Origin of the sequence: Streptomyces doebereineriae, from assembly GCF_031845645.1 — a bacterium.
GTDB classification, from domain to species: domain Bacteria; phylum Actinomycetota; class Actinomycetes; order Streptomycetales; family Streptomycetaceae; genus Streptomyces; species Streptomyces canus.
Window position 1 is genome coordinate 669,262 of the sequence record NZ_JAVREZ010000001.1, and the last position, 22,842, is coordinate 692,103.

The window sequence follows — 22,842 nt, forward strand, 5'->3', positions numbered from 1 at the left end:
ACATGGAGCTGGACTTCGGGCCCGCCGTACGCGACTTCCGCGACGAGGTGCGGGACTGGCTGGCGGACCACCTCGTGGGGGAGTTCGCAGAGAACCGGGGCGTGGGCGGCCCCACCGACGGAGCCGCCTGGGAGGTCCGCCTCGCCTGGGACCGTGAACTGTCCGCAGGCGGCTGGCTGGGCGTCGGCTGGCCCCAGGAGTACGGCGGACGCGGGCTCGGGCTGCTGGAGGAGATCGTCTTCGAGTACGAGTACGCCCGCGTGAACGCCCCGTACCGCGCCACCGTCAACGCCCTCGACCTGCTCGGCCCGATGCTCCTCAAGATGGGCAGCGAGACACAGAAGAAGCGCTTCCTGCCGCCGATCCTCGCCGTCGAGGAACTGTGGGGCCAGGGCTTCAGCGAACCCGGCGCCGGCTCCGACCTGGCGTCCGTGCGCACCCGGGCCGAACGGGACGGCGACGAGTGGGTGGTCAGCGGACAGAAGGTGTGGACGTCCTTCGGCATCCACGCCGACTGGATCTACGTCCTCACCCGCACCGACCCGCAGTCCGCGCGGCACAAGGGCCTGAGCCTGCTGCTCCTGCCCACGGACCAGCCCGGCGTGGAGATCCGCCCCATCCGCAACCTCGCCGGCCAGGACGAGTTCGCCGAGATCTTCCTCTCCGACGCCCGCACCGGGGCGGACATGGTCGTCGGCGAGGTCGGCCAGGGCTGGCGCACCGCCATGGCCACGCTCGGCATCGAGCGCGGCACCACGCTCCTGCCCCAGCAGCTCACCTTCGAGCGGGAGGCCGAGGCACTGATCGACCTGGCCCGGGAGCGGGCTGCGCTCGACGATCCGATGCTGCGCCGCCGCATCGTCGACGCCTGGATCTCCGTACGCATCATGCGCACCACCAACCTGCGCACCATTGCCGAACTGACCGCCGGCCGCACGCCGGGAGCACAGGCCACCACCGCGAAGCTGTACGCGTCCACACGGCACCAGCAACTCGGCCAGCTGGCCACGGAGCTGGCGGGCCCCGCCGGACAGATCGTCGGCGAGGACTACGCCCTGGACCGCAGGCAGCGTTCCTTCCTCCTCTCCCTCGCGGAGACGATCTACGGCGGTTCCAGCGAGATCCAGCGCAACATCATCGGGGAGCAGGTCCTCGGTCTGCCGAAGGAGCCGCGCCCGTGACGCCGATCGAGGACCGCATCGACCGCATCGAGTCGCAGCTCGCCATCCAGCAACTGCCCATCCGCTACGCGCTCGCCGTGGACGGCCGCGACCTGGACGCCTGGGTCGGCTGCTTCCGACCCGACGTGGACATGGGGCGCCACGGCCGCGGGCGCGATGTCCTACGGCAGCACATCGAACCCCAGGTGCGCGGCTTCCACCGGTCGGTCCACCAGATCTGCGGCCACCGCGTCGAGTTCACCGACCGCGACACGGCGACCGGCTCGGTGTACTGCCGGGCCGAACACGAGGTGGGGGACCGGTGGATCGTGATGGCGATCTGCTACCGGGACGACTACGCGCGCGTGGACGGTGACTGGTACTTCTCCAGGCGCCGTGAACAGCACTGGTACGCGGCCGACGTGACCGAACGCCCCCAGGCGGTGGGCTTCAGCGGCTGGGAGGGCGCCGGAGAACCGGCGCTGCCCAACGCCTTCCCCTCCTGGTCGGCCTTTTGGAAGGAGACGTGATGGGACGGTTGTCAGAGAAGACAGCGCTGGTCACCGGCGGCGGGCAGGGCGTGGGCCGCGGCATCGCGCTCGCGCTCGCGGCCGAGGGAGCCGCCGTGGTGATCACCGGCCGAACCGAAGCCAAGCTGAAGGACACGGCCGGGGAGATCATCGAACGCGGCGGCCGGGCGTACACCGTCGTCGGGGACGTGGGGGAGCGGGACGACGTCGACCGCATGGTGGCCGAGACGGTACGGGAGTTCGGCGGTCTCGACGTGCTCGTCAACAACGCGCAGTCCTCGGTGCAGCGCAAGCTGGCGGAGACGTCGTACGAGGACGTCGAACTCACCTACCGCAGTGGACCGTTGGCCGCCTTCCACGCGATGCAGGCCGCCTTGCCCCACCTCAAGGAGAGCCGCGGCAGCGTGGTGAACCTCGGTTCCTCCGCCGCCGTGCAGGGCGAGGCGACTTTCGCGGCGTACGCGATGGCCAAGGAGGCGATCCGCGGCCTGAGCCGGGTCGCCGCGCGGGAGTGGGGCGCGTACGGGATCCGCGTGAACGTCATCTGTCCAGCCGCGTTGAGCCCGGCGGCGGAGGACTACCTCGCCGCGCACCCGCAGAAGGCGGAAGAGATCTCCCGGCAGATCCCGCTGGGCCGGCTCGGTGACCCGGAGGCCGACATCGGCCGGGCGGTGGCCGCGCTCGTCAGCGACGACATGGCCTATCTGACGGGTGCGACGCTGATGCTGGAGGGCGGCCGGACCCTGCTCGGGTGACGCCGCTACACGACACCCCGGTCCCGCAGCGCAGCCAGCTGACGTTGCGTCACCCCCGCAAGAGAGGTGAGCACTTCGGCCGTGTGCTCACCCAGCGCGGGCGCCGGGGCGTACCCCTCGACCGGCGTCGCCGTGAACCGGATGGGGTTGGCGAGCATCGGCAGCTGCCCGGAGGCCGGGTCCTCGACCTCGATCAGCATCCCCCGGTGCTGTATCTGCGGGTCGGCGAAGACCTCGGGCATCTCGTTGTACGGGCCCGCGGGCACGTCGTGTGCGTCGAGTACGGTCAGCCACTCGTCCCGGGTGCGGGTGCGCAGGATCGCCTCCAGCACCGGCAGGATCTCCTCGCGGTGGGCGATCCGGGCGGAGGTCGTGGCGAACCGTTCGTCCTGGAGGAGGTCGGTGCGGTCGGCCGCCGCGCAGAACGCGGCGAACTGCTTGTCGTTGCCCGCGACCAGGAAGATCGGTCTGTCCTTGCAGGGGAAGGCCTGCGAGGGGATTCCGCCGTAGCCGCCGTTGCCGCGCCGCTGCGGAACCTCGCCGGAGACCAGGTAGTTCATCGCGAAGTGGGACAGCGAGGCCAGGCCGCAGTCCAGCAGGGACAGGTCGATGAACTGGCCCTCACCCGTGGCGTCCCGGTGGCGCAGGGCCGCGAGGACGGCCGTGGAGGCGTAGAGCCCGGTGAGGATGTCGATCATGCTGACGCCGACCTTCATCGGTTCCTCGGGGTGCCCGGAGACGCTCATCATCCCGGACATGGCCTGGAAGATGCCGTCGTAGCCCGGGCGGTCGGCGTACGGGCCGGTCTGGCCGAAGCCGGTGACCGAGAGGTAGACGAGGCGCGGGTTGAGTGCGCGCAGGCTCTCGTGGTCGAGGCCGTACTTCGCCAGCGTGCCCGTCCGGAAGTTCTCGACCAGGACGTCCGACCGTGCGGCGAGGGCGCGGATCAGCTCCTGCCCCTCGGTGGAGGCGTGGTTGACGGTGACCGACCGCTTGTTGCGGTTGCAGGAGAGGTAGAAGGCGGCGGTGTCGGTCCGGTCGCCCTCGGGCCCGGGCGCGAAGGGCGGTCCGTACGTCCGGGAGTCGTCCCCCGATCCGGGCCGCTCGATCTTGATCACCTCGGCGCCGAGGTCGGCCAGCATCTGGGTGGCCAGCGGCGCGGCGAGGATGCGGGACAGATCGAGCACGCGGATCCCGGCCAGTGCGGTCGACGGCATCTGGGTCTCCCTCTGTTCACGGACGGCGAATCAGTTATATAAATAATACATCTAGCGCGCGGCTGCGGTCCGCGTGATTGCCTCATCTATTCAATTCATGTAACTATATGGATCGGCCGCCAGGCCGGGACCGGAGGGCGGGCTGATGACCGTCGCGGCGAGGACCCTCACCGATCAGGAACAGCGCGAACGCCGGGCCTGGTTCCGGGTCCGCTGGGAGCGCGGGGTCGCCTTCAACCGGCGCTGCCGCATCCGGGTGACGCGCTGGGACGCGGACGGGGTCGAGATCGTGCTCCCTTACGCCGAGTCCCTCTCTGCCCACGAAGACGTCTTCCACGGTGGCGTCATCTCCGCGCTCATCGACACCGCCGGCGCCGGAGCCGTGATCGCCGGGCACGACTTCACCAAGGGCAGCCGGCTCAGCACCGTGTCGATGTCGGTGCAGTACCTCGCTCCGGCCCGCGGCCGTGAGGCGGTCGCGTACGCGCGCTGTGTGCGGCGGGGCGGCCGGGTGCACTTTGCCGACGTCGACGTGAAGGTCGACGGACGCATCTGCGCCCGCGGACAGGTGGTGGTGACCATCTCCGGGGAGCGGCCCGGTGTCGGCGACCCGATCGAACCGCTGGACGAGGAGTGACGTGATGCCCGAGGAAACCGTGGTGGCCCCCGAGGACCTGGATCTGGTCCTGTACGAGGTGGACGAGGACGGCGTCGCCACCGTCACCCTCAACCGGCCCGAGCGCAAGAACGCGTGGAGTCTGCCGATGGAGCGCCGCTTCTTCGCACTCCTCGACCAGGCCGCACAGGACCCAGCCGTCAGGGTGGTGATCATCACCGGGGCGGGCCGGGCCTTCTGCCCGGGGATGGACATGCAGCGCCTGGAGCAGAACTCGCAGCCGGGGGAGTCCCTCAACCTCCAGGCCCGCGTCCCCATGTACAGCAGGCGGAACATGCCGAAGCCGATGATCGCCGCCGTCAACGGCGCCTGCGCGGGGATCGGCCTGGTCCAGGCCCTCATCTGCGACGTCCGCTTCGCCGCCCGCGGGGCCCGCTTCACCACCGCCTTCACCCGCCGAGGCCTGGCCGGCGAGTACAACCTGCCGTACGTGTTGCCGCGCGTCATCGGTCTGGAGAACGCGCTCGACCTCCTGCTGTCCGGCCGCGTCTTCGACGCCGACGAGGCGAAGGACCTCGGCCTGGTCAGCCGCGTCGTCGAACCCGAGGACCTCCTCGACGCCGCCCGCGCCTACGCCCGGGACATCGCTCGCAACTGCTCGCCGCGGGCCATGGCTGTCCTGCGGCACCAGGTGTACGGCGACCTGGACCGCCCCTTCACCGACGCCCTCGCCCGCTCCTACTCCGCCATGGAGTACTTCGCGGGCTCGCCCGACTTCCGTGAGGGCGTGTCGAGCTTCGTGGAGAAGCGGGAGCCCAAGTTCGAGGGGCTTCCGCCGGACTTCGACCCGGACGAGGCCACGCGCGACGCGTTTCTGCCGTACTGATCTGCCGTACTGATTCGAGGAGCACACGCAGATGACAGGGCTACCGTTCCCCGTCGAGGCCGGGCACATCATGATGTTCGCCCGCGCCATCGGCGACGAGAACCCGGCGTACCAGGGCGAGTCCGCGCTCGCACCGCCCACCTTCACCATGGCGAGTGCCCACTACGACCCCGACTACCACCTGCGTCCCAAGCCGGAGCAGGAGTGGTTCGGGTCGGGGCGTGACGCCGGCGTCATGGCCGAGGGCGGTGGCGGGCTCCACGCCGAGCAGCACTTCGAGTACCACCGTCCGGTGCGCGCCGGCGAGACCCTCTACGCGCACAACAGCACCGGACGCAGCTGGGAGAAGCAGGGCCGCACCGGCCGCCTGCTCTTCAGTGAGCGCATCACCGAGTACCGGGACGCCGACGGCGAACCGGTCGTCAGCGCCGTGACCGTGGCCGTCGTCCCCGAGGGCCCGGCGACCCCGAAGGACGCCCGATGAGCCTGAGCCCGGACGACATCAAGGTCGGCGAGGTGCGCGAGAGCGTCCTCGTCGACGACCTCAAGCGCACCCGGATCGTGCAGTACGCGGGCGCCTCCGGCGACTTCAACCCCCTGCACACCGACGAGCGGTTCGCCGTCGAGGCCGCGGGCTATCCCGGCGTCTTCGCCCACGGCATGCTGACGATGGGCATGACCGGCCGGGTCCTGACCGACTGGGTCGGCACCGAGGCACTGCTGCGCTACGGCGTGCGCTTCAAGGCCCAGGTCTGGCCCGGAGACACCCTCACCGCCACGGCCACCGTCGAGTCCATCGAGGACACGCCGAGCGGCCCGGTCGCCCACTTCACCCTGCGCACCGTCAACCAGGACGGCGCCGAGGTGGTCAGCGGCACCGCGGCGGCCCGCCTGGAGCCCTGAGCCGATGGCCGCCGCGCAGGAAGGGATGCAGGCGGCCACCTGGACCGCCATGGTGAGCCGCGCCTACGACCATGCCCGCCCCGCCGTCCGTTTCGGCGACCTGACCTGGACCGGACGCGAACTCCTCGACCGGGCGGCCGGCGCGGCCGACTGGCTGGACACCCTCGGCCCGGAGCCGGGCGAGCCGGTGCCCGCGCTGGTCGCGACCTCCGCCGACGCCCTCGCGCTGGTGATCGGCGGCGCCGGATCCGGCCACCCGCTCGCACCGCTGGGCGTGCGGATGACGGCGTACGAGATCGCCGCCGTGGTCAAGGAGACACGGACCCAAGTCCTGCTGGCGCAGCCCGAGTTCGCCGACCTCGGCAGGCAGGTCGCCGAACTGTCCGGCCGACGGATCGCCATCGTGCCCGAACTGGCGCCCGGCGGAAGGCGGTTGACTGCCGGACCCGACGACCTCGCCGCCGTCCTGCACACCTCCGGAACAACGGGCCTGCCCAAACCCGTCCCCATGAGCCAACGGCGCCTGGCCGCCCGGGCCCGCGTGAACGGGCGGCTGTGTGAGCTCGGCCCCGACAGCTTCTACGGCGGCAGCGCGCCCTTCCACCACATCGCGGGCCTCGGCAATATCGCCGTCGCCCTCGCCGCGGGTGCGTTGATCACCGGCCTGCCCCGCTTCACCGTCGAGGGCTGGACCCTGCTGCGGGACCTCGGCACCACGCACACCAGCATGGTCCCCGCGATGCTGGAGACCCTGCTGGCGGCCGGACAGGCGCGCCATGAGTCGCTGCGGACCCTCCAGTACGGCGGCGCTCCCGTCCGCCCCGGCACCCTGCGCCGGACGTACGAGGCGATGCCCGGCGTCCGCATGCTCAACATGTTCGGACAGACGGAGGGCTCGCCGATCAGCGTGCTCACCCCGGAGGACCACCGGGAAGCGGTCGCCGGACGCACTGAGTTGCTGCGGTCGGTGGGGCGGCCCGCCCCCGGCGTCGAGCTGAAGGTCCACGACCCGGGGCCGGACGGCGTCGGCGAGATCCACGCCCGCGCCGAGCACCTCTTCCGGATCGACGCCGAGGGCTGGCTGCACAGCGGCGACCTGGGCCGCGTGGCCGAGGACGGCTATCTCTACCTGCTCGGCCGACGCACCGACATGATCATCCGTGGTGGCGAGAACGTCCACCCGCTGGAGGTGGAGACGGTCCTGTCCGCGCACCCCGGGGTGGCGGACGTCGCGGTCACCGGCGTGTTCGACGAGCGGCTCGGCCAGACCGTCGTCGCCTTCGTCGTCCCCACCGATCCCGACGCCCCACCGCAGCCCGCGGCACTCACCAGCCACACCCGCGCCCGGCTGTCCGGGTTCAAGGTCCCCGTCCGCTGGTGGTTCTTGGACGACCTGCCGCGCAACGCCAACGGCAAGGTCGTACGCCGAAGCCTTCGGGAACCCACCGCGCTCGAAGGAGAACCACGTGACGCTTGACCACTCGGTCGTCGCCCCGGAAACCGTCGGCGTCGACCCGCACCGGCTGGATGTGCTCCTGCGCCGGATCCGTCTGGAGGTCGAGCACGGACCGCTGCCGTCCGCGCAGGTCGCCGTGGCGCGGGGCGGAAGGCTGGTCGCCTTCGAGACCTGGGGGGACGCCGAACCGTCCACGCGATACGTCCTGCAGTCCGTCGGGCGGTCGATCGTCGCGGGCGCGGTCTGGAAGCTGATCGGCGAGGGCCTGCTGGACGTGGCCGAGCAAGTCGCCGCGATCATCCCGGAGTTCGCGCCCAACGGGAAGGAGGAGGTGACGGTGGAGCAGGTGCTCACTCACACCGCGGGCTTCCCCTTCGCGCCGCTCGGTTACCCGAAGATGCTCGACCGCGAGCAGCGCCTCGCCGCCTTCGGCCGCTGGCGGCTCGACCATCCGCCGGGCAGCCGCTTCCAGTTCCACCTCACCTCGGCGGCCTGGCTGGTCGCCGAGATCGTGGAGCGGCGTACGGGCCTGGAGTTCGCCGACTACCTGCACGAGCGGATCGCCGTACCCCTCGGCCTGTCCTCGCTCGAACTCGGCGTCCCGGTGGACCGCCAGGCAGGCTCCGTCGCCCCGATGACTGCCACCGACCGCACGAGCGACGAGCAGGAGCCCGACCCCTGGGGCCCCTGGTACCTGTCCGACCCGCGGGTACTGGCGGCCGGGGAGCCCAGCCACGCCCTGGTCGCCACGGCCGCCGACGTCGCCCTGTACTTCCAGGCGCTGGAACACTCGGGGCTGTGGAAGCCGGAGGCCGTGGCGGAGGGCACCCGGATCCGGCTGACGGACCACCCGCACGGGGAGCAGATCTACGGGGGCGGCTCCAGCCGCCGTACCAGCATGGGCCTGTTCGTCACCGTGGCCGGCCCGGACGCGGGCAGCAACCTGCCGTCCACCGGTTCGCCCGCCCTCTTCGGCAGCGCCGGAGCCGCCTACCAACTCGGCTTCCTGGACCCGGAGACCGGCCTGTCCTTCGCCTGCCTGAGCAACGGCTACCCCCTCGCCGGCTACGACCACTCCCGGCGCGGCACGGCACTGCTCACCAACATCGCTAACCTGGCGGCGGATCTCACGGGCTAGAGCCTGTCTCCTCGATCACGAGCGGAGCCAGATGAGGAGGGCCGCGGCGGTGACGGTTGCGAGGAAGACGTACGCCCTTTTGTCCTAGCGCGTTGCGACGGCTCTGAACTGCTTGAGCTTGTTCACGGCCCGTTCCACCGTGTTCCGCGCGGCATAGCGTTCGGTATCAAAGCCCGGTGGCCGCCCGCCGCGTGAGCCCCGACGCTCACGGGCAGCGATGGTGTCGCGCTTTTCCGGGATCGGATGGCTGATTCCCCGGCCTCGGAGGTAGGTGCGGATCTTGCTGTTGCTGTAGGCACGGTCCGCGCTGACGCTGTCCGGCAGCCGCCGTGGCCGGCCCGAACCCACGCGCGGGACGCGGATCTTGTCCAGGACGGGGATGAACTGAGTGGAGTCTGCCCGCTGCCCCGGGGTGACGAGCAAGGCCAGCGGACGGCACTGCCCGTCAGAGGCCAAGTGCACCTTCGTGGTCAACCCGCCGCGCGAGCGGCCCAGGGCCTCACCGGGTGCGCCACCGCCTCCCGGCGGCTGCGGCGCATGTGCGTGCGCACCTGAACTGATCTTCGCGCGGCCCCCTTTGCCCAGTCGGCAAGGCCGGTGGCGGCACCTTCGGTGCACCGGCCGCTTGCTGATGTGCGCGGATCGAGGTGGAGTCGACCGGGCACGTCATCCGCCGTGACCGGCCGAAGCAGCACCTGTTCCCCCCTCAGCGACGGCTTGCTGCGGAAATTCGGGCGTGAAGCATTTCGAACGTGATCAACCATGGCCGCATTGTGTCCGGCCGACCCGCCCGACGTCCTCCTGATAGTCGCCGCAGGAACCCGTCATCGGGGAGACAGGGCCTGGTTGCAGGAACGACGTTGCGCCCGCAGGCGGGGTTCGACGGGCGTCAGAGGCGCGTTGCGGTCCTTGGCGTGGCCGCCGGTTGCGTACGGCGTCGCGCGGGGACTCCCGTGCAGGGGATGAGGGCGGCCAGGGTCAGGCCGATGCTCCAGAAGAAGGCAGTGTGGAATCCGGCTGCAGAGCCCACCGCATCCGCGATGGTCGCCAGCAGCGCGGTGCCCGCAGCTCCGCCCAGTTGCTGGACGAGGCGGACGAGGGCCGAGCCGGCCGGGACCTCCTCGCGGGAGAGGTCCGAGAAGGCTCCCACGGTGATGGCCACGTTGACGGCGCTGAGAGCGCCACCACGAACGACCAGCGCAGCCCCCAGGAGTACCCAGCTGGTGCGAGTGGTGGCGATCGCGAAAGGGACGGTCGCTGCGGCGCACAGGAGGACGCCGACGACGGCGATGAGCCGGGCTCCGATGCGGTCTACGACGCCACCGACCCACCGGGTCAGCAGCGAGCCGACACCTTGCAGGGCGAGCACCACTCCCGCGGTCAGGGCGGTGAGGCCGCGCTGCTGCTGGAAGTAGAGCGGTATCAGGAACAGGGCGCCATAGAGGGCCACGCCGGTGAGGAACAGGGTCGCGGTGGCTGAGCCGAACGCCTTGTGCGCGAGCAGTCGGACCGGAATCGCCGAGCGCGTCCCGCGTACGAGGCTGCACGCCACGAACCCGGTCGTCAGCACCACGCCGGCGACCAGAGGTGTCCACACACGCACGCCTGCGTTGCCGTCCTGGGTGGCTGCATCGCTGAGCGCGTAGAGCAAGGCAGCGGTTCCGGTCCCCAGAAGGAGCACACCGGGGAGATCGAGCCGCTGCTCCGCCTGTGCCGGCGCGCTGGGCACGAAGCGCAGGGCAAGCAGGATCGCGGCTGCGCAAAGGGGCAGGTTGATCACGAACACCCACCGCCAACTGCCCGCGTCCACGATGGCACCCCCGACGAGAGGACCGGCGATCGGCGCGACGGTGCTGACGAGCATCACGACCGTGAGCACACGGCCGGTCCTGCTCGGCCCCGCCGCCCGGACCAGGATCGTCTGGAGGACGGGCAGCATGATCCCCGCCCCGGCACCCTGTAGGGCACGGAAGGCGACGAGCGAACCGAAGTCCCACGTCAGGGCGCACAGGCCGGAGCCGATCAGGAACAGCGCGAGACCGGCGATCCACAGGCGCCGTGAGCCGAAGCGGTCAGAGGCCCAGGCGGTGACCGGCACTGTCACGGCCAGGGCCAGCAGGTAGGCGGTCGTCACCCATTGGATCGCCTGTGTGTCGACATGGACGTCGCCGCTCATCGCATGCAGCGCGACGTTGACCACCGTGGTGTCCACCAAGGGGGCCACCCCGCCCACGACGACCACCAGAGCCAACCGGATCAGCGGCCACCCCAACGGCTCCAACTCGTCTCCGTCCGCCATTCCAAACCCCTTAAAGAGACACGTGTATCTTATCGCCATTAAGGTACACGTGTATCCTCTGGGTGTGGAAAAGGAAACCGATGCTCGCCCCGCTCGGCGTCGTCGTGGACACGCGCTGGACGACGCTCTGCTCGAGGCCGCGTGGGAGCAGCTGCAGCGCACGGGCTATGCGGCGTTCACCATCGACGCCGTGGCCCGGGCTGCGGGCACGAGCCGCGCGGTGATCTACCGCCGCTGGCCCGGCCGTGCCGCTCTCGTACACGCCGCCGTGCGCGCCCATACCGGTACGGTCATCGAGGACGTCCCCGACACGGGGAGCCTGGCCGACGACGTGCTCGCACTCGTGCACCGGCTCGCCGAGCGGATCGACCAGATCGGCATCGACGTCGCCACCGGCCTGCTCAGCGAACTGGAAGAGATCCCCGACGACGCCAAAGCTGTCGTCCCCGGTGTCTTCCAACAAGTGATCGACCGAGCGAGGGTCCGTGGCGAACTCGGCGACTCGCCCATCCCCGACGCCGTGCTCTCGATGCCCGGTGCACTGATCCGGTACAGCATGATCGCGGAGCGTGCGACACCATCCGATCGGGTGCTCGAAGACATCGCCAACCAGCTCTTCTTGCCCCTCGTGCGCCACCACGCCGCACTCTGACGGTCGGCAACAGCCGCGATTCCGCGGGGAGAAGCCCGTTTTCAGTCGTTCCGGCCCGCATGACCTGCCGAACGGTCCCGGCTCCACCACCAGATGAAGGCGACGCCGGCGAGGAGGCCGAGCGCGTAACGGATCGTCCGACCGTGGAGGCCGTGAGCCGGCTTCACGGGCGGTGCTGCGGGAATCTTCTCCCTTGCGGACAACTCCTCTGTGATGTGCTGCCATACCCGCTCTGGAGGGGCGGCCGGTAGATCTGACTCCTCAACGCCACGGGCGGAGACAACGACCCGCGTGATCTGGCTCAGTTCCTCCCGGCACCGGTTGCAGGCGGCGATGTGCTGCAGGGCGCCGGGGTCGTTGCTCGAGATGTCGTTTCCCAGTGCCAGTTCCATCAGGTGTGCGGGCTCGACATGTGGCACCGTCACCCTCCTGTTCCCGTGCTGTGCTTCAGGCCGCGAGTGGTTCGGCGGTGACGATCAGGTTGGCCTGGTAACCGCCCTTCGCCGGGCGGAACGGAGGCGCACACGTGACGAGGGTGAGGACCGGGGGGCCGCTCCGGCGGCTGTTTCGTGCGCCGGCGCCGCCCTGGATGCGCGCGGCGGCGGTTCCGGCGCGTGCCTACGCGGTGTTCTCGGCGGCGCGGCCTCGTTCGATCCCCTCACGCAGCCGATGCAGGCCACGTCGGGTGTGGCTCTTCACGGTGCCCAGGGGGATGCCGGTGTGCTCGGCGATCTGGGCCTGGGTCAGGTCCTCGTAGAACGCCATGCACAGCACCTCGCGTTGATGGCGCGGCAGCCGGGACAGGGCGTCGACCAGGAGCACCCGGTCCAGGACGTCGTCCGGGGCCGCCACCTCGTGGCGGTGCACGTCGGCGTCGGACACCATCGAGTCGATCAGCGTGAGACGCCGCGTCCTGGCCGACAGTGCGTCGATGATCTTCCGGCGCGCGATGCCGACCAGCCAGGCGCCCAGCGGTCCCCGCTCCGGGCGGTAGCCGTCCCGTCCGCGCCAGGCGCCGAGGAACACCTGCTGGGTCACGTCCTCGGCCTCATGGGCGTCACCGAGCGAGCGGGTGGCCATGGTGTGGACGAGTGCGCCCCAGCGCCGGTAGACGGCCGCGAACGCGGTCTCGTCCGCGGCGCACAGGCCGCGGGCCAGTTCGTCATCGCACGGCGTCTCCTCCGCAGCCTCGGTGCGAACACCGGCGGATCGCGTGTTCGTGGTCATGGGCTTGTCCCTCCTGCCGTGCGTCCCGTGTCGGGGCCGGAAAGCCGCCTGCCGAACCGGTCCGGTCGGCGGGCGCCGTAGCGGCCGAGCGCTTGCATGCCAGTCTTGTGAGCTGGAACGACGCATACAACATGCGTCGTTTGTGCGTCGTACTATGGGGAGTATGAGCCGGGACAGGGACGACGGTGATCACCAGGACGTGCCGCGTGTCGGCGGCGGGCTGACCACCGGTGAGGTGGCGAGGCGTCTGGGGGTGGCACCGACCACGGTCCGCTCCTGGGACCGCCGCTACGGTCTGGGCCCCACGGCGCACACCGGTGGCCGGCATCGTCGCTGGACCGCCGTGGACGTGGCGCGGCTGGAGCGGATGTGCGCGCTGACGGCGACCGGGTTGCCGCCCGCCGAGGCCGCCCGTCTGGCGCTGGACGAGGCGGGTCCGCAGGCGCCTGCCCCTCAGGTGGATTCCGTTCGGTCCCCATTGCCCGCGGCTCGCGGCCGGAGCCGGGCCGGCACCGGTCTTCGCCTCGGCGACGTGCGCCAGGAGTGCAAGGGAGTCGCCCGCGCCGCCCTGCGTCTCGACGCCGTCGCGCTCGACGGGTTGCTGAGCGCCGCGATCGAGGAACACGGCCTGGTCGCGGCGTGGTCGGAGGTGATCATGCCGACTCTGCAGGCGGTCGGCCGCAAGTGGGAGAGCTCGGGCGAGAGGTACGTCGAGGTCGAGCACTTCCTGTCCTGGCACGTGTCCGGTGTGCTGCGGCGCCATGCCCCGCCCGTGGTCGCCGACCGGCCCGGCGCCACGACGGTCCTCGCCTGTGTCCCCGCCGAGAACCACACGCTGCCGTTGGAGGTCCTGGCCGCAGCCCTGTCCGAACGGGGCCTGCCGGTACGCATGTTCGGTGGCGCGCTGCCCGTCGAGTCACTGGTGGCCGCGGTCCGCAGAACCGGTCCGGCCGTGGTGGGGCTGTGGGCGCAGTCGCGTACCACAGCGAGCCGGCCGCTGGCTCAGCACGTGGCCGCGATCGAATGGGGAGTGCGGGGTGCTCGCAGGAAGCCGGTCGTCCTGACGCTCGGGCCCGGCTGGGCCGGACAGACCGTGCCGGGGTCGCCGCATCCGCCCGGGCTGGCACAGGCGCTCACGGCGGTGGAGTCCATCGCGCTCAGGTGACGTGGTGCGTCCGTGAGGACAGCGCCAGGTCCACTCCGGTTGGTCTGTGTCCCGCGCATCCGCCGGCGGCCGGTTCACGGAAGAGAGGACAAGGAGAGGAAAGCCGTCGGCCTGCCTGCGATCAGGAGTGAGACGTGGACATCAGCGTCGCCCGGGTACTGGGGCCCGCCGCCACCCGCGGCGGCCTGTTCGACGCGTACGACCTCGCGTCCCGCGGCCTCGCTGCGGTGACGAGGCCGCCGACAATCCGATGGCCGTCGCCTGTCTCGCGCCCGCCACGGACTGTCGTCATACGGTGCCTGGCCGTCCGGCCCGGACACCGGGACGGAGGCTTCGCCGACCGTTCGGTCGCGGACACGGCTCCGCCGACGCCCGGGGGAGGCGATCCGCGCCAGAACGTCGGGGCCGTCGCCGACACGATGACGGCGGACACCGGACCGCCGCGCACGGCTCCGGACGGGGCACCCGCCGCCGAACGGCGTGCCCGGTGAGCCGACGTCCCGAAGCGCCCGGCGAAACCAACGACGACACCTGCGACGTGGTCATCGTCGGCGGCGGCGCGTCCGGGCTCAGTCTCGCGCACCACCTGGCGGCGACCGGTTCCTCCACCGTCACCGTGGTGGAGGCGCCGGACGGTCCGCGGCGTCCGCCCGAGCGGACCTGGTGCTACTGGGAGCGCGGATCAGGCGACTTCGCCGAGGCGGTCAGCGCCTCCTGGTCCCGGCTCCGCGTGCACGGCACCGACGGCCGGGCGAACACCGTGGACCCGTCTCCGCTGCGCTACCGCATGCTCCGGTCCACGGTGTTCGAACGGCTGGTGCATTCCCGGCTGGCCCGCTCATCCGGCTCGCGCGTCCTGCGCGCCACCGCGGACACCGTGCACGACACGGCCGACGGCGCGGAAGTCCACTGCACGACGCCCGACGGCCGGACGCTGACACTCCGCGCCCGCCATGTGTTCGACTCCCGCCCGCCGCGCTCCCTGCCACCGGCCCGGACACAGCTGATGCAGCACTTCCGCGGCTGGTTCGTGCGTACCGATGCGGACCGGTTCGACCCGGCGGTCGCCGATCTGATGGATTTCCGGGTGCCGCAGCCGCGCCACGGGCTCGCCTTCGGCTACACGCTGCCGCTGGCGCCGGACCGGGCGCTCGTCGAGTACACCGAGTTCTCCCGTGCTCCGCTGACCACGACGGCGTATGAGGCCGCACTGGCCCACTACTGTCGCGACATCCTCGGCCTCGGGGCGTTCACCGTCGAATCGGCGGAGCAGGGCGTCATTCCCATGACCGACGCACGCTTCGCCTGCCGGACCGGGCCCGCCGTCTTCCGGATCGGGGCCGCGGGCGGTGCCACCCGCCCGTCGACCGGCTACACCTTCGCTGCCGTGCAGCGGCAGAGCAGGGCCGTCGCCGCCGCCCTGCGCGACGGCCGCGCGATCGTGCCCGCACCGCACGGGCGCCGGGCGCTGGCCATGGACGCCGTGCTGCTGCGAGCGCTGGACACCGGGCGGATCGACGGTCCCGGCTTCTTCACCGGCCTGTTCCGACGCGTTCCGCCGGAACGTCTGCTGCGCTTCCTCGACGGTGACACCTCGCTCAGCGAGGAGTGGGGCATCGGCCTGTGCACCCCCGTGGGAGCCATGCTCCGGACCGCCGTCGAACTCCCCTTCCTGCCCCGGCGTTCCCAGCCCGACCCACGAATCGGAGAGAGCCCCCGATGACACTGCTGCGCGACGACGATCTGGCACGCGCCTTCGACCACGCGTCGCACGCCTACGACCGCCTCACGGCTCTCAACCCCGGCTACCGCACCGACCTCCTGCGCTCGGCCCGACGGCTCCGGCTGCCCCGGGACGGGGCCGGCCTGCACCTCCTCGACCTCGGTTGCGGCACAGGCGCCTCCACCAGGGCCCTCCTGCGGGCCGCGCCCCGCGCCCGGATCACGGCAGTCGACGCCTCGTCGGGGATGCTGCGGCGCGCACTGGCCAAACCGTGGCCGGCCCATGTGCGCTTCCTGCACCTGACCGCCGAGGAGGCGGCGGCCGGTGAGGAACCGTACGACGCGGTGTTCGCCGCCTACCTGTTCCGCAACGTCACCGACCCGGACGGCGTCCTCGGAACCGTCCGGTCGCTGCTCCGGCCGGGCGGACGGCTCGCCGTCCACGAGTACAGTCTCAGCGGCTCGCCCGCGCACCGCGCCGTGTGGACGGCCGTGTGCCGGGGGGTGATCATCCCGGCGGGCACCCTCAGCGGTGACCGTGCCCTCTACCGTCACCTGTGGCGAAGCGTCCTCGACTTCGACACGGCCCCCGCCTTCAGCGCGCGGCTGACCGACGCCGGTTTCACGGGCGTGCGCGCGGCACCCGTCGCCGGATGGCAGACCGGCATCGTGCACACCTTCCTGGCCCGCAACGGCTCCGCCGCGGCGGCGGGGGACGCCCGGTGAGCACACCGCCGCGAGCAGCCCGGCGGGGCCGGGACCGCAAGGCCGAGATCGTGCTGCCCGCGCCGGGCCGGGATCGTTTCGACCCTGCGGACGCGCCGGGCGTCGCCGTGGTCGGCGGAGGGATCGCCGGTCTCGCCGCGGCCACCCTGCTGGCCGAACGCGGCGCCCGCGTGACCCTCTACGAACATGACGAGTCGCTCGGCGGCCGGCTCGCGGGGTGGCGCACCCGCCTCGCCGACGGTTCCGAGGCGACCATGAGCCGCGGCTTCCACGCCTTTTTCCGCCAGTACTACAACCTGCGCGGCCTGCTGCGGCGTACCGATCCCGGCCTCGACCGTCTCAGGCCGCTGCCCGACTATCCGCTGCGCCACAGCGGCGGGCTGACCGACAGCTTCGCCCGCGTCCCGCGGACACCGCCGTTCAGCGCGCTCGGCTTCGTCGCCCTCAGCCCCACCTTCGGCTGGCGCGACCTCGCCGCGATGCACGCCCGGGCCGCGCTGCCCCTCCTGGACGTACGCGTGCCCGAGGTCTACGAACGCTTCGACGGCATGAGCGCGACGGCCTTCCTGGAGCGCGTCCGCTTCCCCGAAGCCGCGCACCATCTGGCCTTCGAGGTGTTCTCGCGCAGCTTCTTCGCCGACCCGAGTGAACTGTCCGCCGCGGAACTGCTGCTGATGTTCCACATCTACTTCCTCGGCTCCTCGGAGGGCCTGCTCTTCGACGTGCCGAACGAGCCCTTCCCCCAGGCCTTGTGGGAGCCCCTCGGCGACTACCTCCGCAGCCTCGGGACGGAGGTCCGCACCGGCACCCCCGTGCACGGCGTCCACCCGTGCGACGGCGGGGGAGTGGAGGTGCGGACCGACAGCGCCGCCGACCGGCACGAGGCGGCCGTACTCGCACTCGACCCCGGGGCGCTGCGAGGGGTCGTCGCGGCGTCACCCGGCCTGGGCACCCCCGCCTGGCGCGACGACATCGCCGCCCTCGTCACCGCCCCCGCCTTCCTCGTCTCCCGGCTCTGGCTGGACCGGCCGGTCCGCGCCGACCGCCCCGGATTCCTCGGCACCAGCGGCTACGACGGCCTCGACAACATCAGCGTCCTCGAACGCTACGAGGGCGAGGCCGCCCGCTGGGCCGACCGTACCGGCGGCTCAGTGGTGGAACTGCACGCCTACGCCGTCCCCGCCGGGACCGCACCGGAGGCGATGCAGAACCGCCTCGCCGACAGTCTGCGCCGGGTCTACCCGGAGACACGGCACGCACGGGTCGTGGACGCCCGGCACGAGTGGCGCTCCGACTGTCCGTTCTTCCCGGTCGGCTCCCACTCCCGGCGGCCCACCGTGGTGACGCCCCACCCCCGGGTGACGCTGGCCGGTGACGCGATCCGCTGCGACCTGCCCGTGGCCCTGATGGAGCGCGCCGCCACCACCGGCTTCCTGGCAGCGGGGGCCTTGCTCGCCGCCTGGGGCGTCCGGGGACAGGTGCTGTGGACGGTGCCCCGGACGGGCCGTTCACCCGTGCTGCGCGCACTCGGCGCGACCGGGAGACGCTGACCCCCTGGCCGGCACCGGCCCTTCCCGGCGCTCAACGCCCCACCGGCTGCCGGGGTGACCGTCCGCACCGCGCTCACCCCGGGAACCGTCCCGTGCTTCGCAGCGTCCAGCGCCGCTCCGCGTACGTCAGGTCGTCGCGCCACAGTCGGCCGGCCGTCCGCCGCATCAGGGGGCGCAGTACGGGCGCGGCGGCCCGCGCGAGGGCGAAGCCGCGCCGGTTCGAGGCGGCGACGACCGCCTCGACCACCGCGGTCCGTGGCCGCTCGTCCGCCTCGCGGGTCAGCGGCGTGGCATGAGTCTCCACCACGGACGTGGACCCCTCACCCTCGGTGATGCGCATGACGACCGTACGCGGCCCGGGCGCCGTGAACTCCGCCCGGACCGGCACCACCAGACGGCCGGTCACACGGAAGGAGACGTCGACGACGAAGGTGTCGTCCTCGCCCGTCGGCGGCCGGGCCACTGTCAGGTCGACGAACGAGTACGGGTGGAACCACGAGCCGTGCCACGGGTCGAGCCGGTTGGCGACCACGTCCTGCGGTTCGCACCGCCCGACCGCCGTGAACACGGCGTCGACCCCGCGGCCCGCCGCCGGCCGTTCCGCCACCACCGGACGCTCGGACGGCTCCTCGCCGCCGACCGCGTCCAGCCGGACCCACACCAGGACCCCGTCGTCGTGGGCCGGATAGGGATCCCAGCCGGCGAACGACCCACCGTCCAGGGCGAGTCCGTGCCAGTGGCACACCAGCGTGCCGCACACCACCCGGCTGTCACGCAGGGGCGCACCGAGGTGGGGGCAGGCGCCCGGGCCGGCGTGCAGCGCACCGGTGTCCGACCGCCACAGCACCACCTCGACACCGCCCACCGTCCTGCCGTACGGGCGGCCCCCGGCGCGTACGTCCCGGGAGGCACCGACGACGAACCAGTTTCCGGACCGGCGGGCCGACGCCCGTTTGAGCGCGTCGGCGATCAGCGCCGGACGTGCCTCCCGCCAGGTGGGCGTCTGCGTCGCCCAGTCCGACCGCCGGCACCGCCGCAACGGCGGTGTCCAGCCGGTTCGTTCCGCTCGGTCACTCATCGCGCCGGTCCTTTCGTCGGGATGGCCGCGCCATCCGCCCGGGGTGCTCCGCGCGCGGGGCGGGCACACCACCGAGCGGCCGCGATCTGTACGACTCCGGCGGCAGCCGTGGCCGCCCGGCGCCCGCGGGACACCACCGCACGCCGGTGCAGCACCGTGTAGTCCTGATCCGCGATCGCGTCGAGAATGCCGCCGTACAGGGTGAACGCGGTGCGGATGCAGGGGCGTGTCCGCGGGTCGAGCATGGCGATGCCGGGTTCCGCCGCCCGGTACACCTCTCTCGTCATGGCCTCGGCGGCGATCAGCGCCGCGCGGATCCGCGGGTCGCCGCGCCCGGTGCGGCGGCTCCACTCCAGCAGCGGCCGGTCCACGCCGTGGGCGGCGAGCAGGTCGGCCGGCAGGTAGACGCGGCCGCGGTCCAGGTCCTCGCCCACGTCCCGCAGGAAGTTCGTGAGCTGGAACGCCACTCCGAGGTCAGCCGCGTGGGGGGCGGCCTCCGCGCGGGGTACGACCGTGCCGAGGACGGGCAGCATCTGCAGTCCGATCACCGCGGCCGAGCCGTGCATGTAGGCCCGTAGGTCGGCGCAGGTCGGATAGTCCGTGACGTGCAGGTCGCTGCGCATCGAGACCAGGAAGTCCGCGAACAGCGCGGCCTCGACGCCGTACCGGTCGGCGGTGTCGGCCACGGCCCGGACCACCGGCTCGTCTCCGCCGCCGGTACGCAGCCCGTGCGCGAGATCGCTCTCCAGGCGGCGCAGCAGCCGGTCGCGCTCCGCGGGCGTCCGGTGCCCGTCGATGTCGTCCACGATGTCGTCCGCCCAGCGTGCGAAGCCGTACAGCGCGTGCACCGCCGAGCGGCGCTCCACCGGGAGCAGACGCGTGGCCAGGAAGTAGGTCCGGCCGTGGCGGGCGTTGAGCCGCCGGCAGTGCGTGTACGCGGCGCGCAGGGAGGGGTCGGTGATCCCGGCGGCGTCCAGTTCACGACGGGTCATGGGGGCCTTCCGCGGTCGAGGGGGTGGGGACATGTGCTGCGCGCGGCGCCGGGCGGGTGCGGGCGGAAGGGTGTCGATCGCCCCCCGTGATGCGCGCCGCGGCGAGTTTGCCGCTGATGAGCACGGTCGGAACGCCGACGCCGGGGGTGGTGCCGCAGCCGGCCAGTACGACGTTGTCGACGGCGCGCACCAGATTGCGCGGGCGGAACGGGCCGGTCTGGGCGAAGGTGTGGGAGACGGAGAAGGGGCTGCCCGCCGCGTGACCTTGGGCCGCCCAGTCCAGCGGGGTCACCAGCAGCTCCTCCTGGACGCTGTTGGCGAACCCGTCCAGGCCCCGGCGTTCCAACTCGGTGACCAGGCTCTCCCGGTAGCGCGGCCCCAGGTCGCGCCACGCGTCGGCGGAGGGGCCGACGTCGGTGTTGGGGCAGGGGGCCAGCACGTAGTGGAGGTGTCCGCCCGGCGGCGCCAGGGCGGGATCGTGGGTCGTCGGCCGGGTGATCAGCAGGGACGGGTCGCTCATCAGCCGCCCCGAGCGGGTCAGCTCGTCGAACGTGCGCTCCCAGGCCCCGCCGAAGGACAGGGTGTGGTGGGCGAGGCCGGGCCAGGTGCGGTCGGTCCCCGCGTGCAGGACCACGGCGGACGGTGAGTGCCGCAGCCCCACCGGGCGCCGGGGCGCGCGCCCCAGCAGCCGGTGCGCGGCGGACAGCTCGCAGGAGAGCACCACCGCGTCGCAGGCGATCCGCTCGCCGGAGGCCAGCCGCACGGCACGGGCCCGTCCGGCCGAGCGCTCCAGTGAGGTCACTTCGGCCGACCAGCGGAACTCGGCCCCCGCGTCGGTCGCCGCGTCCGCCATCCCGCGGGGCAGCGCGTGCATGCCGCCCTTGGGGAACCAGACGCCGGCCACGGTGTCCATGTAGGCGATCACCGCGTAGGCCGCGAGGGCCCTGGCCGGGGCGACTCCGGCGTACAGGGACTGGAAGGAGAAGACCCGGCGCAGGCGGGGGTCGGCCAGGAAGCGGGCGATGCTCCGGTCCAGCCGCCCGAAGCCGCCCAGAGTCGCCAGGCGGGCCAGGTCCGGGTGGAGCAGCTGGAAGGGCGAGTCGAAGTTCGTGTCGATGAAGCGTCGCATCTGCGCCCGGTACAGTCGCTCCAGCCAGTCCCGCAGTCCGCGGTAGCCGGCCGCCTCGGCCGCTCCGGCGAACCGTTTGACCTCCGCCTCCATCGCCTCGCCGTCGGTGTGCACGTCGAGGGATGTCCCGTCCGCGAAGCACGCCCGGTAGGCGGGGTGCAGGGCAGTCAGCTCGACGTGGCGGTCGAGGCTGTCGCCGACGGCCGCGAAGGCTTCGTCGGCCAGGTGCGGCATGGTCAGGACCGTGGGCCCGGTGTCCACCTCGTAGTCGCCGAGGCGTACGCGGCCGGCCCGGCCGCCCGGACCGGCGTCCCGTTCGACGACCGTCACCCGGCGGCCGGCACCCAGCAGGTGCAGGGCACAGGCGAGGCCGGACAGCCCCGCGCCCACCACGACGACATGGTCCGTCGGCCCCGGCACGGTCCTCACGCGGCCTCCCCGGCGCGCTCCAGTGCCACGCCCGCCGCCCGTTCGACGAGGGTGGCGAACTCCCGCCGTACGAAGGGCTCCGCGCCGGTCCGGTCGAAGTGCCGCAGACTCGTCGCCCCCAGCTGCGTGATCTTCGACTCCACGACGGCCCGCGCCCCGGTCCGCTCCAGCGCCGCCCGCATCCGCGCCACGGCCTCGTCCGACGGGAGGGGGGTGCCCGGGGCGAGCGCGTCGGCCGATTCCTCGTCACCGGAGGCGCCGGCGAGCCTGACACCGACGGCGAGCAGGTAGGTGAGCTTGCGCGTCCGCAGGTCGTCGTCGGCCGGCTTGCCCGTCACGGCCGGGTCTCCGAAGGCGCCCAGGAGGTCGTCGCGGAGCTGGAAGGCCAGACCGGCGCACCGTCCGGCGGAGCGCAGCGCGTCCAGGGCGGAAGCGTCGGCTCCGGTCAGTGCCGCACCGAGGGCCAGGGGCCGCTCGACCGTGTACAGGGCGCTCTTGAGCGTGGCGATGCTCACCGCCTCGTCGAGTCCGGATGTCCCGGTGGCCTGGGCGTGGATGTCCCGGTACTGCCCGGCGACCATCTCGCCGCGCATGGCCTGCCACTCGCGGTGCAGTGCAGGGCCGTGCGGTGAGCCGAGGGCCGTCTCGGTCAGCAGATCGTCCGCCCAGGCCAGGGCCAGGTCGCCGGCGAGCACCGCGGCGGACGTCGCGAACGCTTCGGGCGGGCCCGTCATCCGTGCCGACCGGTGCATGCGGGCGAGGTCCACGTGCACCGCCGGTGCGCCGCGGCGCAGGGGTGATCCGTCCATCACGTCGTCGTGGATGAGGGCGCACGCCTGGAGGAGTTCGAGGGCCGCGCCCGTACGCAGGACCGCTGTGACGTCGCCCGATCCGCCGGTGGCCAGCCATCCGCACCACGCGAACGCCGTGCGCAGCCGCTTTCCGCCGCGCCGGACGAAGGCGGAGACACGGTCGGCGACATCGCGGGCGAACACCGGATCGGTCTCCCGGGCCCGGCACATGCGTTCGTCGAGAACACGCCCGAGCTCCGCCTCGACGGCACGGACAGCCTCATGGGCCGTGAACGGCCGGTCGACCGACCCGGCCGGTTCGGCCGCCGTGGGCCGCGGTCCCCGCATGCGCCACCCCTTCTCACTCCCGGTCACCTGCACACCCATGCTTCTGCCGAGCGCCCCTGTACGGATGCGCCGA

At 72.3% G+C, this 22,842-nt stretch carries 23 protein-coding genes and 1 pseudogene; 15 read left to right on the top strand and 9 right to left on the bottom strand.

The genetic code is table 11. From position 1 onward, the window contains the following. The first annotated feature begins 2 nt into the window (after positions 1 to 2). The 3 genes from RNB18_RS03170 to RNB18_RS03180 are packed head-to-tail and all read left to right on the top strand — an operon-like array spanning position 3 to position 2,445. Positions 3 to 1,181 carry an acyl-CoA dehydrogenase family protein gene (locus RNB18_RS03170; protein WP_311712583.1) on the top strand — a complete coding sequence of 393 codons (1,179 nt, stop codon included), beginning with the start codon at positions 3 to 5 and terminating at the stop codon, positions 1,179 to 1,181. Then, entirely contained in the window at positions 1,178 to 1,690 is a 513-nt protein-coding gene (locus RNB18_RS03175) for a nuclear transport factor 2 family protein (RefSeq protein ID WP_311712584.1), read from the top strand. Before RNB18_RS03170 ends, RNB18_RS03175 begins: the two co-directional genes overlap by 4 nt. Beyond that, positions 1,690 to 2,445, top strand: a complete 756-nt coding sequence (locus tag RNB18_RS03180; protein WP_311712585.1) for an SDR family NAD(P)-dependent oxidoreductase — start codon at positions 1,690 to 1,692, stop codon at positions 2,443 to 2,445. The genes RNB18_RS03175 and RNB18_RS03180 overlap by 1 nt, the downstream gene beginning before the upstream one ends. A 5-nt stretch (positions 2,446 to 2,450) precedes the next feature. Here RNB18_RS03180 and RNB18_RS03185 read toward each other — a convergent pair whose 3' ends face one another. Continuing rightward, on the bottom strand, positions 2,451 to 3,662 hold the full coding sequence (locus RNB18_RS03185; RefSeq protein WP_311712586.1) for a CaiB/BaiF CoA transferase family protein: 1,212 nt from the start codon (positions 3,660 to 3,662) through the stop codon (positions 2,451 to 2,453). Between the two features lie 145 nt (positions 3,663 to 3,807). Here RNB18_RS03185 and RNB18_RS03190 point away from each other — a divergent pair, with 145 nt between their 5' ends. The 6 genes from RNB18_RS03190 to RNB18_RS03215 are packed head-to-tail and all read left to right on the top strand — an operon-like array spanning position 3,808 to position 8,661. After that, entirely contained in the window at positions 3,808 to 4,299 is a 492-nt protein-coding gene (locus RNB18_RS03190; protein WP_311712587.1) for a PaaI family thioesterase, read from the top strand. 4 nt (positions 4,300 to 4,303) lie between these two features. After that, positions 4,304 to 5,164 carry an enoyl-CoA hydratase-related protein gene (locus RNB18_RS03195; RefSeq protein WP_311712588.1) on the top strand — a complete coding sequence of 287 codons (861 nt, stop codon included), beginning with the start codon at positions 4,304 to 4,306 and terminating at the stop codon, positions 5,162 to 5,164. Positions 5,165 to 5,195: 31 nt separating this feature from the next. Beyond that, positions 5,196 to 5,648, top strand: coding sequence for an FAS1-like dehydratase domain-containing protein (locus RNB18_RS03200; protein WP_311712589.1), 453 nt, complete (start codon positions 5,196 to 5,198; stop codon positions 5,646 to 5,648). Beyond that, positions 5,645 to 6,067, top strand: coding sequence for a MaoC/PaaZ C-terminal domain-containing protein (locus tag RNB18_RS03205; protein WP_311712590.1), 423 nt, complete (start codon positions 5,645 to 5,647; stop codon positions 6,065 to 6,067). Before RNB18_RS03200 ends, RNB18_RS03205 begins: the two co-directional genes overlap by 4 nt. A gap of 4 nt (positions 6,068 to 6,071) precedes the next feature. Beyond that, on the top strand, positions 6,072 to 7,544 hold the full coding sequence (locus tag RNB18_RS03210; protein WP_311712591.1) for a class I adenylate-forming enzyme family protein: 1,473 nt from the start codon (positions 6,072 to 6,074) through the stop codon (positions 7,542 to 7,544). Further along, positions 7,534 to 8,661, top strand: coding sequence for a serine hydrolase domain-containing protein (locus RNB18_RS03215; protein ID WP_311712592.1), 1,128 nt, complete (start codon positions 7,534 to 7,536; stop codon positions 8,659 to 8,661). The genes RNB18_RS03210 and RNB18_RS03215 overlap by 11 nt, the downstream gene beginning before the upstream one ends. A gap of 15 nt (positions 8,662 to 8,676) precedes the next feature. On the opposite strand, the pseudogene RNB18_RS03220 reads toward RNB18_RS03215, so the two are convergent. Continuing rightward, a pseudogene (locus RNB18_RS03220) lies at positions 8,677 to 9,328 on the bottom strand (IS5 family transposase); the annotation flags it as partial. A gap of 222 nt (positions 9,329 to 9,550) precedes the next feature. Further along, a complete protein-coding gene (locus RNB18_RS03225) occupies positions 9,551 to 10,960 on the bottom strand; it encodes a DHA2 family efflux MFS transporter permease subunit (protein WP_311712593.1) in 1,410 nt (469 codons plus the stop codon). Positions 10,961 to 11,024: 64 nt separating this feature from the next. Here RNB18_RS03225 and RNB18_RS03230 point away from each other — a divergent pair, with 64 nt between their 5' ends. Next, positions 11,025 to 11,612: a TetR/AcrR family transcriptional regulator gene (locus tag RNB18_RS03230; protein ID WP_311712594.1), complete on the top strand. Its 588-nt coding sequence runs from the start codon at positions 11,025 to 11,027 to the stop codon at positions 11,610 to 11,612. Between the two features lie 41 nt (positions 11,613 to 11,653). On the opposite strand, the gene RNB18_RS03235 is transcribed toward RNB18_RS03230, so the two are convergent. Both RNB18_RS03235 and RNB18_RS03240 read right to left on the bottom strand, forming a co-directional pair. After that, positions 11,654 to 12,004: a hypothetical protein gene (locus RNB18_RS03235; RefSeq protein WP_311712595.1), complete on the bottom strand. Its 351-nt coding sequence runs from the start codon at positions 12,002 to 12,004 to the stop codon at positions 11,654 to 11,656. A 226-nt stretch (positions 12,005 to 12,230) separates the two neighbouring features. Then, a complete protein-coding gene (locus tag RNB18_RS03240) occupies positions 12,231 to 12,839 on the bottom strand; it encodes a sigma-70 family RNA polymerase sigma factor (protein WP_311712596.1) in 609 nt (202 codons plus the stop codon). A gap of 163 nt (positions 12,840 to 13,002) precedes the next feature. On the opposite strand from RNB18_RS03240, the gene RNB18_RS03245 reads away from it, so the two are divergent. The 5 genes from RNB18_RS03245 to RNB18_RS03265 all read left to right on the top strand — a co-directional run bounded on the left by RNB18_RS03245 (position 13,003) and on the right by RNB18_RS03265 (position 18,002). Then, positions 13,003 to 14,004 (top strand): MerR family transcriptional regulator, encoded by a 1,002-nt coding sequence (locus RNB18_RS03245; protein WP_311712597.1) that lies wholly within the window; start codon positions 13,003 to 13,005, stop codon positions 14,002 to 14,004. A gap of 134 nt (positions 14,005 to 14,138) precedes the next feature. Then, the gene (locus RNB18_RS03250; protein ID WP_311712598.1) at positions 14,139 to 14,495 is read left to right on the top strand and encodes a hypothetical protein; all 357 of its coding nucleotides are present in this window, start codon (positions 14,139 to 14,141) and stop codon (positions 14,493 to 14,495) included. Beyond that, the gene (locus RNB18_RS03255; protein ID WP_311712599.1) at positions 14,492 to 15,727 is read left to right on the top strand and encodes an FAD-dependent oxidoreductase; all 1,236 of its coding nucleotides are present in this window, start codon (positions 14,492 to 14,494) and stop codon (positions 15,725 to 15,727) included. Before RNB18_RS03250 ends, RNB18_RS03255 begins: the two co-directional genes overlap by 4 nt. Next, positions 15,724 to 16,452, top strand: a complete 729-nt coding sequence (locus RNB18_RS03260; protein ID WP_311712600.1) for a class I SAM-dependent methyltransferase — start codon at positions 15,724 to 15,726, stop codon at positions 16,450 to 16,452. The genes RNB18_RS03255 and RNB18_RS03260 overlap by 4 nt, the downstream gene beginning before the upstream one ends. After that, positions 16,449 to 18,002 (top strand): FAD-dependent oxidoreductase, encoded by a 1,554-nt coding sequence (locus RNB18_RS03265; RefSeq protein WP_311712601.1) that lies wholly within the window; start codon positions 16,449 to 16,451, stop codon positions 18,000 to 18,002. The genes RNB18_RS03260 and RNB18_RS03265 overlap by 4 nt, the downstream gene beginning before the upstream one ends. A 73-nt stretch (positions 18,003 to 18,075) precedes the next feature. Here the strand turns inward: RNB18_RS03265 and RNB18_RS03270 are convergent, their stop codons facing one another. The 4 genes from RNB18_RS03270 to RNB18_RS03285 are packed head-to-tail and all read right to left on the bottom strand — an operon-like array spanning position 18,076 to position 22,769. Beyond that, on the bottom strand, positions 18,076 to 19,080 hold the full coding sequence (locus RNB18_RS03270; protein WP_311712602.1) for a DUF5914 domain-containing protein: 1,005 nt from the start codon (positions 19,078 to 19,080) through the stop codon (positions 18,076 to 18,078). Next, positions 19,077 to 20,072: a phytoene/squalene synthase family protein gene (locus RNB18_RS03275; RefSeq protein ID WP_311712603.1), complete on the bottom strand. Its 996-nt coding sequence runs from the start codon at positions 20,070 to 20,072 to the stop codon at positions 19,077 to 19,079. Before RNB18_RS03275 ends, RNB18_RS03270 begins: the two co-directional genes overlap by 4 nt. After that, on the bottom strand, positions 20,059 to 21,630 hold the full coding sequence (locus tag RNB18_RS03280; protein ID WP_311712604.1) for a phytoene desaturase: 1,572 nt from the start codon (positions 21,628 to 21,630) through the stop codon (positions 20,059 to 20,061). Before RNB18_RS03280 ends, RNB18_RS03275 begins: the two co-directional genes overlap by 14 nt. Continuing rightward, on the bottom strand, positions 21,627 to 22,769 hold the full coding sequence (locus tag RNB18_RS03285; RefSeq protein ID WP_311712605.1) for a polyprenyl synthetase family protein: 1,143 nt from the start codon (positions 22,767 to 22,769) through the stop codon (positions 21,627 to 21,629). The genes RNB18_RS03280 and RNB18_RS03285 overlap by 4 nt, the downstream gene beginning before the upstream one ends. Between the last annotated feature and the right edge of the window lie 73 nt (positions 22,770 to 22,842).

Bases quoted from the DNA above. Each gene is read 5' to 3' on its own strand.
- RNB18_RS03170 (WP_311712583.1), top strand. From the start codon at position 3: ATGGAGCTGGACTTCGGGCCCGCCGTACGCGACTTCCGCGACGAGGTG.
- RNB18_RS03180 (WP_311712585.1), top strand. From the start codon at position 1,690: ATGGGACGGTTGTCAGAGAAGACAGCGCTGGTCACCGGCGGCGGGCAG.
- RNB18_RS03185 (WP_311712586.1), bottom strand. From the start codon at position 3,662: ATGCCGTCGACCGCACTGGCCGGGATCCGCGTGCTCGATCTGTCCCGC.
- RNB18_RS03235 (WP_311712595.1), bottom strand. From the start codon at position 12,004: ATGGAACTGGCACTGGGAAACGACATCTCGAGCAACGACCCCGGCGCC.
- RNB18_RS03245 (WP_311712597.1), top strand. From the start codon at position 13,003: ATGAGCCGGGACAGGGACGACGGTGATCACCAGGACGTGCCGCGTGTC.
- RNB18_RS03270 (WP_311712602.1), bottom strand. From the start codon at position 19,080: ATGAGTGACCGAGCGGAACGAACCGGCTGGACACCGCCGTTGCGGCGG.
- RNB18_RS03240 (WP_311712596.1), bottom strand. From the start codon at position 12,839: ATGACCACGAACACGCGATCCGCCGGTGTTCGCACCGAGGCTGCGGAG.
- RNB18_RS03260 (WP_311712600.1), top strand. From the start codon at position 15,724: ATGACACTGCTGCGCGACGACGATCTGGCACGCGCCTTCGACCACGCG.
- RNB18_RS03285 (WP_311712605.1), bottom strand. From the start codon at position 22,769: ATGCGGGGACCGCGGCCCACGGCGGCCGAACCGGCCGGGTCGGTCGAC.
- RNB18_RS03200 (WP_311712589.1), top strand. From the start codon at position 5,196: ATGACAGGGCTACCGTTCCCCGTCGAGGCCGGGCACATCATGATGTTC.
- RNB18_RS03225 (WP_311712593.1), bottom strand. From the start codon at position 10,960: ATGGCGGACGGAGACGAGTTGGAGCCGTTGGGGTGGCCGCTGATCCGG.
- RNB18_RS03195 (WP_311712588.1), top strand. From the start codon at position 4,304: ATGCCCGAGGAAACCGTGGTGGCCCCCGAGGACCTGGATCTGGTCCTG.
- RNB18_RS03205 (WP_311712590.1), top strand. From the start codon at position 5,645: ATGAGCCTGAGCCCGGACGACATCAAGGTCGGCGAGGTGCGCGAGAGC.
- RNB18_RS03190 (WP_311712587.1), top strand. From the start codon at position 3,808: ATGACCGTCGCGGCGAGGACCCTCACCGATCAGGAACAGCGCGAACGC.
- RNB18_RS03275 (WP_311712603.1), bottom strand. From the start codon at position 20,072: ATGACCCGTCGTGAACTGGACGCCGCCGGGATCACCGACCCCTCCCTG.
- RNB18_RS03210 (WP_311712591.1), top strand. From the start codon at position 6,072: ATGGCCGCCGCGCAGGAAGGGATGCAGGCGGCCACCTGGACCGCCATG.